This window comes from Sphingomonas bacterium, from assembly GCF_903644055.1.
GTDB lineage: Bacteria > Pseudomonadota > Alphaproteobacteria > Sphingomonadales > Sphingomonadaceae > Sphingomonas_I.
Genome location: NZ_CAHJXD010000286.1, coordinates 1 through 8,350, shown reverse-complemented (window position 1 = coordinate 8,350; position 8,350 = coordinate 1). Strand labels below are relative to the sequence as shown.

Sequence of the window (8,350 nt, the reverse complement as noted above, 5' to 3'; positions counted from 1 at the left end):
GCCGGGGGCCAGCGACGGCGTCGGCGTGGTCGTCACCTGCGGCGCCGTCGGCGGCTGGTTGGCGATCGCGCCGGGGATGCCGCCCGCCTGCGCCTGGCCCTGCGCGTCATTGGCCCAGCCGCCCTGTTCGCGCTGGACGACCGCCGTATCCTTGGGGAAGCTTTCGCGCGTCGCCTGCACCTCGGCGAAATCGAGATCGGCGTGGACTTCGCTGGTGAAGCCGTCGGCACCGACCAGCGGCGTCAGCAGCTTGGCGATCTGATCCTGATAGCGCTGCTCGATCTTCTGCTGGAGCTCGACCTGGCGATCCGCGCCCGCGTCACCGCCGCCGTTGCGCGACAGCAGATGGCCCGTCTGATCGACGACCGAGACATGATCGGGCGAAAGGCCGGGCACCGAGGAAGCGACGAGGTTGACGATCGCCTGCACCTGTCCGTCCGAAAGCGCGCGACCCTGGCGCAGGCGCAGCATCACCGAGGCCGAAGCCGGGCTGGCGTCGCGAACGAAAACGCTCGGCTGCTCGACCGCGAGGTGCACCTTGGCGGTCTCGACCGAATCGATCGCCTCGATCGTCCGCGCCAGATCCATCTCGCGCGCGCCGCGCAACCGCTCGCCCTCGACCGCGCGGCTCGCGCCCATCGGCAGGCTGGTGATCATCGCATCGCCATCGGGCGCGCTCTTCGGGAGGCCGGCCTGGGCAAGCAGCATCTTGGCGCGGTAATAATCGCTTTCGTTGACGGTGATCGCGCCGCTGTCGCGATCCAGCGCATAGCGGATGCCACCGCTCTTCAGCGTATCGGCAACCGCCGCCTTGTCGGCATCGCCGAGCCCCGAGAAGAGATCGCGCTGCGGCCCGGACGCGAAGCTGATCCACGCCAGCGCGGCCAGCGCCAGCGCGGCGAGGATGCCGATCAGCGGCAGGCTCCTGGCGACCGCGGGCTGGCGCGCGAACGTCCTGACGCGTTCCAGCGCGGGACCGCTCTGCGGGATCGCGATGCGGGGGGCGGCGGGCGCCGCCGTGGCGAGGGCGTTTTCGCTCATGTCAGACCGGCATGCTCATGATGTCCTTATAGGCGGACAAGAGTTTATTCCTGACCTGAAGCGTCGCCTGGAAGCCGACCGAGGCCTGCTCGCGCGCCAGCATCACTGCGGCGATGTCCGTGGTCTCGCCCTTTTCGTAGGAGGTGCTGGCGGTATCGGCCTTGGCCTGGAAGTCGTTGACCTGCGCCAGCGCGGTCTTCATCGCGCCGGTGAAGCTGGTCGCCGCCGCCGGCTGCGCGGGGCTGACACCCGGCACGCCCGCGCCCGCCGCTTTCTGCAGCGCGCTGTTCTGCTGGAGGATAGCGGAGCGCATTTGCAGCAGGCTGGCGGGGGTGATCGCGGTCATCGCTCAGCCTTCACGCCGCGACCCGGCGCATATCGGCGAGCCGGTAGCGGAGCGTGCGTTCGCTGATGCCGAGCCGCGCGGCGGCACGCAGGCGATGGCCGCCGGTCGCTTCCAGCGCCTCCTCGATCACGCGCGCCTCGGAATCGCGCGCGGCTTCGGCGAGGCGGACGGGCGCGGCGCGGACTTGCGCGGCGGCGGCGAGCGTCCCCGCTTCGATCGCGAGGTCGCTGGCCTCGATGCGGTCGCCCCGGCGCAGCAGGATCGCGCGCTGGAGAACATTGTCGAGCTCGCGGACATTGCCCGGCCAGCCGTGCGACATCAGCCGATCGAGCGCCTGCGCGGTCGGCCAGGGAAAGTCCTCGCCGGGCTGGAGGTGGCGCAGCATCAGGGTGGCGGTGATCGCGCGCACGTCGAGCCGGCGTTCGCTGAGCGGCTTGAGCATCAGCGGCATGACGTTCAGGCGCCAGTAGAGATCGGCGCGGAAGCGGCCCTCGGCGACCTCCTCGGCAAGCTCGCGGTTGGCGGCGGCGATCACGCGCACGTCGATCGGCACAGGCCTGGTCGCGCCCACGGGCAGGACCTCGCGCTCCTGCAACGCGCGCAGCAACTTGGCTTGCAGCGCCAGCGGCAGCTCGGCGATCTCGTCGAGCAGCAGGGTGCCGCCCTCGGCCGCGCGGAACAGCCCCTCGGAAGCACCCGCCGCTCCGGTGAAGCTGCCCTTCTGGTGGCCGAACAGGATCGCCTCGAGCATCGTCTCGGGCAGCGCCGCGCAATTGACCGCGACGAAGGGCTTGTCGGCCCGGCGCGATACGGCGTGGCAGAAGCGCGCGATACCTTCCTTGCCCGTGCCCGTCTCGCCGAGCACCAGCACCGTCGCGTCGGCGCGTGCGATCCGCGCGACCAGCGTCATGAACGCAGCGCTCTCGGGCTCGCCGACCGCGGGCCTGGCCTCGGGGCGGACGAGCTCGGCGATCAGCGCATGCGCGAACGCCGCATCCTCGAAACCGAAATGCACCTCGGCCGGGCGGCCGTGGGCCATGGCCATGAACTTCGGCGGGCCGTCGGTCGCGGCGACGATCAGGTCGCGGTGCCGCGCCGCGTGGCGCTCGCTGACGTCGATGATCCGGACCGCATCGCGGTGCACGGGGGCGTCGATGGCGATCTTCGCGCATTCGATCCCGACCCCGGCGAGCCAGGCGCCGAGCATCGGATGCTTGCCCGCCGCCCCCTCGCTAAGACCTACATCGTGCATCGGAACGCCCCAATCTGCTGGCCGGCGGCGAAAAACTGACGCCGGCTGTGGCAACAGGGTTACGCCCCGATTAACTACCAAATGCTTAAAAGGAACGCGCGCGCATCGCCTGCGTATCGCGGGCACACGCGTAGAGGGCCGCTTTCCCCGGCGCCGGTTTCGGGCCTTGCCAAAAAAGCCGGCTAAAGCCCCCGCCAACCCCGTCGTTATCGGCTTCGTGGCGGAAATGGCCTTCTCGGTCTCGCCAATCTTGAGCGGGAAAGGAATGAGTAGATGACTGTTATCAATACGAACGTGAGCGCGCTCCGCGCCCAGAATGGCACCCGGATGGCCAACGAGCAGCTCCAGACGGCGATGATGCGCCTGTCCAGCGGCAAGCGCATCAACAGCGCGCAGGATGACGCCGCCGGCCTCGCCATCGCTTCCTCGATGACCTCGCAGATCCGCGGCATGGGCCAGGCGATCCGCAACTCGAACGACGCGATCTCGATGGCGCAGACCGCCGATGGCGCGCTGACCGAAGTCACCAGCATGTTGCAGCGTGTCCGCGAACTGGCGGTGCAGGCGTCCAGCGGCACCTATTCGTCGAGCGACAAGACCAATCTCCAGGCCGAAGTCACGCAGCTCGCCGCGCAGATCACGTCGATCACGTCCAACACCAAGTTCAACGGCATCGCGCTCTTCTCGGGTGCGGCGGGCTCCTCGGGCTCGGTGACGATCCAGACGGGCTCCTCGGCCGCCGATACGGTGTCGGTCGATTTCACGCAGCTCGATCTGTCGGCCATCTCTTCGGTCGATCTCACCACCGGCGCATCGGCGGCGATCGCCTCGGTCGATACGCTGATCGGCACGGTCGCCACCAAGCAGGCGAAGTTCGGTGCCGCCGAAAGCCGCCTCAACTCGGTGGTCAACAATCTGACGAGCAACGTCACCAACCTCACCGATGCGCGGTCGCGGATCGAGGATGCCGATTTCGGCTCCGAGACGACCAACCTCGCCAAGGCGCAGATCCTGGCGCAGGCCTCGACCGCGATGCTGGCGCAGGCCAACCAGAGCTCACAATATGTGCTCTCGCTGCTGAAGTAAGCCGAACCGCCCGATCACCGGGCAAACGAAGGACCCCCGGCGCGATCGCCGGGGGTCTTTTGCGTCTAGAGTCGGATGCGATCAAAAGTTTGCAAAGAGACGATCCTCCCCTGGCAGGGGAGGTGGCTGGCGAAGCCACACGGAGGGGTAACCCGCTATCGAGACGGTGACACCCCTCCGTCAGCCCTACGGGCCGCCACCTCCCCTTTCAGGGGAGGATCATGATCCTGCGCAAAATGATTACATGTTCGAATGCATAAGCGCCGAACACGTCCGGGGTGGCGGGCGAGCTGTGGGGGGAATTGGTCCTTAGAGCGGATGTCGATCCGTCCCAGGGCGCGCTTGGGACCCAGTGACCAGCCTTCAACGACGTGCGTCCCGACTTCAGGCGGCCTCGGCAAGGTCTTTGCGCAGCTTGTCCAGCGCGGACTTCTTGATCTGGCAGACGCGCGCGGCGCCGACGTTGAGCACCTGGCCGATCTCGTCGAGGTTCATCTCCTCGACGAAATAGAGCTGAAGCACCATCGCCTCGCGCTCGGGCAGGGTGGCGATGCGCGAGGCGAGCAGGCGCCCAAGCTCCTCGCGCTCCAGCGTCTCGTCGATCCGCTCCTCGACATCGGCGAACCAGATCGACTGATCCGAATAGACCTCGTCGAGCGATTCCTGGTGGATCGTCGCGGTGCTGTCCGAAAGCTCGCGATAGTCCGCGGCCGAAAGCCCCATCGCTTCGGCGATCTCGCTTTCCTTGGGCTCGCGGCCCAGGCTGCCGCGCAGCGTCGTGGCGATGCGCCCGATCTCCTTGCGCTTGGCCATCGCCGATCGGCAGATCGTCGCGTGGCGGCGGAGATGATCGATCATGCCGCCGCGGATGCGCAAGGTCGCATAGGTCGCGAACGCATGGCCGCGATCCTCATAGCCGTTGGCCGCCTCGACGAGCGCGACCATGCCGATCTGGACCAGATCCTCGATGTCGGTCGCCGACGAGACGCGGCCGTGGACATGCCAGGCGATCTTGCGGACGAGCGGCATGTGCGCCCGCGCCAATTGCGCGGGATCGGTGCGCGTCGGCCGGCGGCCGTAGGTCGCGGGGCCGGGCTCGAACGCCTGCGCGGTCGCGGGGGTCATTGCACCATCTCCAGGCGGGGGCGGGCGGCGGCGGGAGCCTCGCCCGGCTTGCCGCCGACGATCGCCACCACTTCGACGGCCTTGCCATCGGGGATTTCGAGGAAGCTCATCACCGGCGTCTCGGGCAGATGGGGTTTAAGAAGTCTCGCCAGCGCGCGCCGCGCGATCGGCGAAGTGACGATCGCGAAGCGGCTCGCGGCGTTGACCATCGGCGCCGAGGCATCGGCGACCGCGCCCACGATCCGCTGCGCGAGCGCCGGCTCGAACGGATGCTGCGCGTTGGGTCCGACGCGGATCGCCTGCGCGAGCAGGCTTTCGAGCTCGGCATCGAGCGTGATCACCGGCAGCGGCATCCGCACCGGCACGATCGTCTGCACGATCAGCGCGCCGATCCGTATTCTTACCGCCTCGACCAGCGGGATCGGATCGGCGCCCTCGCGCGCGGAATCGACGATCGCCTCGGCGATGCGGCGGAAATCCTTGAGCGGCACGCCTTCGGCCAGCAACGCGCGCGACACGGCGGCGAGCTGCGCGAGGCTGAGCGGCTGCGGCGTCAGGCCCGCGACGAGCTGCGGCGCGCTTTCCTTGAGCGCGTCGAGCAGTTTCTGCATCTCGTCCATGCCGAACAAGTCGCTCGCGGCATGCGCTATAAGCTGGTTGAGGTGGGTGGCGATCACCGTCGCGGCATCGACCACGGTATAGCCCGCGACCACCGCCTCGCCGCGCCGCTCGGGGGTGATCCACACCGCATCGAGCCCGAAGCTCGGATCCTTGCACATCCGTCCTTCGACGCGCGCGGTAAGGTCGCCGCTGTCGAGCGCGAGCAGATCCTCCGGCCAGCATTCGTCCTCGCCGACCACCACGCCGGCGACGCTGATCCGGTAGCTGTTCGGCCCGAGCACCAGATTGTCGCGCACGCGGACCAGCGGGACGACGAAGCCGAGCTCGCGGCTGAGCTGGCGGCGGATACCCGTGATCCGCGTCATCAGCGGCGCGCCCTTGCGCTCGTCGACCAGCCCGACGAGGCCGTAGCCGAGCTCAAGGCTGAGCGCGGCGCCGTCGGACACTTCTTCCCAGCCGATCGCCGTCGGGCTGGCGGTGGCGGCGGCGGGCACCTCGCCGATCGCGGCGGCCGCCTTGGCCTTGCGCAGTTTCCACGCGGTGCCGCCCGCGAGTGCTGCGGCAGGCAGGATGATCAGGTGCGGCATGCCGGGGAGCAGCCCGAGGAAGGCGAGGATGCCCGCGACCGGGGTCCAGGCCCTGGCCGATCCGAACTGGCTGGTGATCTGGTCGGAAAGATCGAGCGGGCTCGAAACCCGCGTGACGATCGCGGCGGCGGCGATCGACAGCAGCAGCGCGGGCACCTGCGCGACGAGCGCGTCGCCGATCGCGAGCTGGATATAGGTGGAGGCCGCTTCGCCCACCGCCATCTTGTGGCTGACGACGCCGAGCACGAGGCCGCCGAGGATGTTGATCGCGAGGATCAACACGCCAGCGACCGCATCGCCCTTCACGAACTTGGAGGCGCCGTCCATCGATCCGTAGAAATCGGCCTCGGTCGCGATCTCCTGGCGGCGCGCCTTGGCTTCCTCAGGCGTGACGAGGCCGGCGTTGAGATCGGCGTCGATCGCCATCTGCTTGCCGGGCAGCGCATCCAGCGTGAAGCGCGCCGAAACCTCGGAAACGCGACCCGCGCCCTTGGTGATCACAACGAGGTTGATAACCATCAGGATGCCGAACACGAACAGGCCGACCGCATAATCGCCGCCGATCAGGAAGTGGCCGAACGCCTCGATGACATGGCCCGCCGCCGCGGCACCCGTGTGGCCGTTGACCAGCACGACGCGCGTCGAGGCGACGTTGAGGCCGAGGCGGAGCAGGGTCGTGAACAGCAGCACGGTGGGGAAGGCCGAGAAATCGAGCGGCTTTTCGACGTTGAGCGCGACCATCAGCACCGCGAGGCTGATCATGATGTTGAGGATGAAGCCCACGTCGAGGACGAAGCTCGGCACCGGCACGATCATCAGCCCGACGAGCGTCAGCGTCGCCATCGGCAGGATCGCCGCCTTGGCCGATCCGATCCAGAGCTTCCGCTTGATTGCCGTGGTCGCCATGCCTTACCTCACCTGTGCATGAGGCAGAACGAAGCAAGGGACGTGCCAATTCTCGCGGCAATTACGTCATGCCGGGCTGTTACGGAATCCACCGCCAGAGGCGGTTAGCGCAGAACTAGAGGCTGTCCTGTTCAAGCTGAACGTCACCCCGGCCTTGAGCCGGGGTCCCGCTTCTCCTCAGCGTCGGCAGGCAGTGGGACCCCGGCTCAAGGCCGGGGTGACGAAAGTTCAACGTCAACGGGACAGCCTCTCCGATCGGCATTCAAGGATTTGGGCGGACATCGCCTCGCATCGACCGTCACCCCGGACCTGTTCGGCGCTTATCCCGCTCGAACATCTACTCGTCGCCCAGGACTTGTAGCCGGGGTCCACCGAGCTCCTAGTCCCGAGTTGACCGGCTCCGTGGGACGGTGGATGCCGGAACAAGCCCGGCATGACGGCGGTTGGGGATGGGCCGGACCTCAGCCCAGCCTGCCAGCCCGTCCATAAGCCGCGGCGAGCGGCGCGCCTGTCAGGGTAGCGAGGCGATCGAGCTGGCGGCGGTTGCGATCGGCGAGATAGTTGATCCGGCCCTTGGCGGCCTCGGCAAGCCGCACGGCCTGCACCACGCGCTCGCCGACCGTCCCGCGATCGTGCCAGCTACCGATCGCGGCGACGCGCGTCAGCGCGTCGCGCATGTCGTTGGTGCTCGCTTCGATCAGCGCGATATCCTGGCCGTCGAGCGCGGCGATCAGCGCTTCCTCATGCGCGATCAGCGCATCCAGCGCGGCCTGGTTCATGCCTTTGCGGGCAGATCGAGCGCGATCATCTTTTCAGCGATCGCCTGCGCGTTCACGCGATAGCTGCCGTCGGCGATGCCCGCCTTGATGCGAGCGACCTTGTCCGCCTCGATCGGCGCGCCGGCCGCCGCCATCTCCCTGGCGGAACTCACGGGGGCGCCCACCTCTTCCGAAGCGATCGTCCGGGGCGCGGGCTTGGGGCCCGTGCCGTCGGTACGGAGCTGGTCAACGGGGCGGTTGCCGCCCATCGCTCCTATGCCCGTGATCACCATCGAATCCTTCCGCATTGCACCGCCCAATCGAACGCATACCCGTTCGGGAGTAACGGCAGAAACCCCAATCAGTTAAATCCTGGTAAGCGAACGCGTCCGGGCTCGATCACCTCGGCGAAAAGGATCTGCCCCTGGGGCCTGTCGCCGCCATCGGTGCGCACCCTGATGCGCGCGCCCTGCGCGCCGTCTTCCTGCGCGATCGCGCCGATGCTGATGCTGAACCCGCGCGCGCCCGCGACGAGATCGACGGGGTCGCCGCGCCGCACGATCGCCTCGGCGCGCGGGCTCTGCGCCGCGCCGCCGCTCGCCTGCGCCAGCCGCATCAGCGGGACGCG

General features: G+C 68.3%; 9 protein-coding genes. 1 reads left to right on the top strand and 8 read right to left on the bottom strand.

Annotated features, from left to right (window positions below; translation table 11 throughout):
* The 3 genes from fliF to HUU94_RS12250 all read right to left on the bottom strand — a co-directional run.
* On the bottom strand, positions 1-1,041 hold a 1,041-nt coding region (gene fliF, locus HUU94_RS12260), incomplete at its 3' end, for a flagellar basal-body MS-ring/collar protein FliF (RefSeq protein ID WP_174275350.1).
* A gap of 1 nt (position 1,042) precedes the next feature.
* Positions 1,043-1,387: a flagellar hook-basal body complex protein FliE gene (gene fliE / locus HUU94_RS12255; protein ID WP_174275349.1), complete on the bottom strand. Its 345-nt coding sequence runs from the start codon at positions 1,385-1,387 to the stop codon at positions 1,043-1,045.
* Between the two features lie 10 nt (positions 1,388-1,397).
* Positions 1,398-2,639 carry a sigma-54 interaction domain-containing protein gene (locus tag HUU94_RS12250; protein WP_174275348.1) on the bottom strand — a complete coding sequence of 414 codons (1,242 nt, stop codon included), beginning with the start codon at positions 2,637-2,639 and terminating at the stop codon, positions 1,398-1,400.
* Positions 2,640-2,912: 273 nt separating this feature from the next.
* Between HUU94_RS12250 and HUU94_RS12245 the strand changes: the two genes are divergently transcribed.
* Entirely contained in the window at positions 2,913-3,725 is an 813-nt protein-coding gene (locus HUU94_RS12245) for a flagellin (protein WP_174275347.1), read from the top strand.
* A 384-nt stretch (positions 3,726-4,109) separates the two neighbouring features.
* Here the strand turns inward: HUU94_RS12245 and HUU94_RS12240 are convergent, their stop codons facing one another.
* The 5 genes from HUU94_RS12240 to HUU94_RS12220 all read right to left on the bottom strand — a co-directional run.
* Positions 4,110-4,850 carry a sigma-70 family RNA polymerase sigma factor gene (locus HUU94_RS12240; RefSeq protein WP_174275346.1) on the bottom strand — a complete coding sequence of 247 codons (741 nt, stop codon included), beginning with the start codon at positions 4,848-4,850 and terminating at the stop codon, positions 4,110-4,112.
* Positions 4,847-6,964 carry a flagellar biosynthesis protein FlhA gene (flhA, locus tag HUU94_RS12235; protein WP_174275345.1) on the bottom strand — a complete coding sequence of 706 codons (2,118 nt, stop codon included), beginning with the start codon at positions 6,962-6,964 and terminating at the stop codon, positions 4,847-4,849. Before flhA ends, HUU94_RS12240 begins: the two co-directional genes overlap by 4 nt.
* A gap of 461 nt (positions 6,965-7,425) precedes the next feature.
* Positions 7,426-7,743, bottom strand: coding sequence for a hypothetical protein (locus HUU94_RS12230; protein WP_174275344.1), 318 nt, complete (start codon positions 7,741-7,743; stop codon positions 7,426-7,428).
* Entirely contained in the window at positions 7,740-8,030 is a 291-nt protein-coding gene (flgM, locus tag HUU94_RS12225) for a flagellar biosynthesis anti-sigma factor FlgM (protein ID WP_254602186.1), read from the bottom strand. Before flgM ends, HUU94_RS12230 begins: the two co-directional genes overlap by 4 nt.
* A gap of 53 nt (positions 8,031-8,083) precedes the next feature.
* On the bottom strand, positions 8,084-8,350 hold a 267-nt coding region (locus tag HUU94_RS12220; RefSeq protein WP_174275343.1), incomplete at its 5' end, for a flagella basal body P-ring formation protein FlgA.

Excerpts from the sequence above, each read along its gene's own strand:
- HUU94_RS12240 (WP_174275346.1), bottom strand. The coding sequence starts at position 4,850 with ATGACCCCCGCGACCGCGCAGGCGTTCGAGCCCGGCCCCGCGACCTAC.
- HUU94_RS12230 (WP_174275344.1), bottom strand. The coding sequence starts at position 7,743 with ATGAACCAGGCCGCGCTGGATGCGCTGATCGCGCATGAGGAAGCGCTG.
- flgM (WP_254602186.1), bottom strand. The coding sequence starts at position 8,030 with ATGCGGAAGGATTCGATGGTGATCACGGGCATAGGAGCGATGGGCGGC.
- flhA (WP_174275345.1), bottom strand. The coding sequence starts at position 6,964 with ATGGCGACCACGGCAATCAAGCGGAAGCTCTGGATCGGATCGGCCAAG.
- HUU94_RS12245 (WP_174275347.1), top strand. The coding sequence starts at position 2,913 with ATGACTGTTATCAATACGAACGTGAGCGCGCTCCGCGCCCAGAATGGC.
- fliE (WP_174275349.1), bottom strand. The coding sequence starts at position 1,387 with ATGACCGCGATCACCCCCGCCAGCCTGCTGCAAATGCGCTCCGCTATC.
- HUU94_RS12250 (WP_174275348.1), bottom strand. The coding sequence starts at position 2,639 with ATGCACGATGTAGGTCTTAGCGAGGGGGCGGCGGGCAAGCATCCGATG.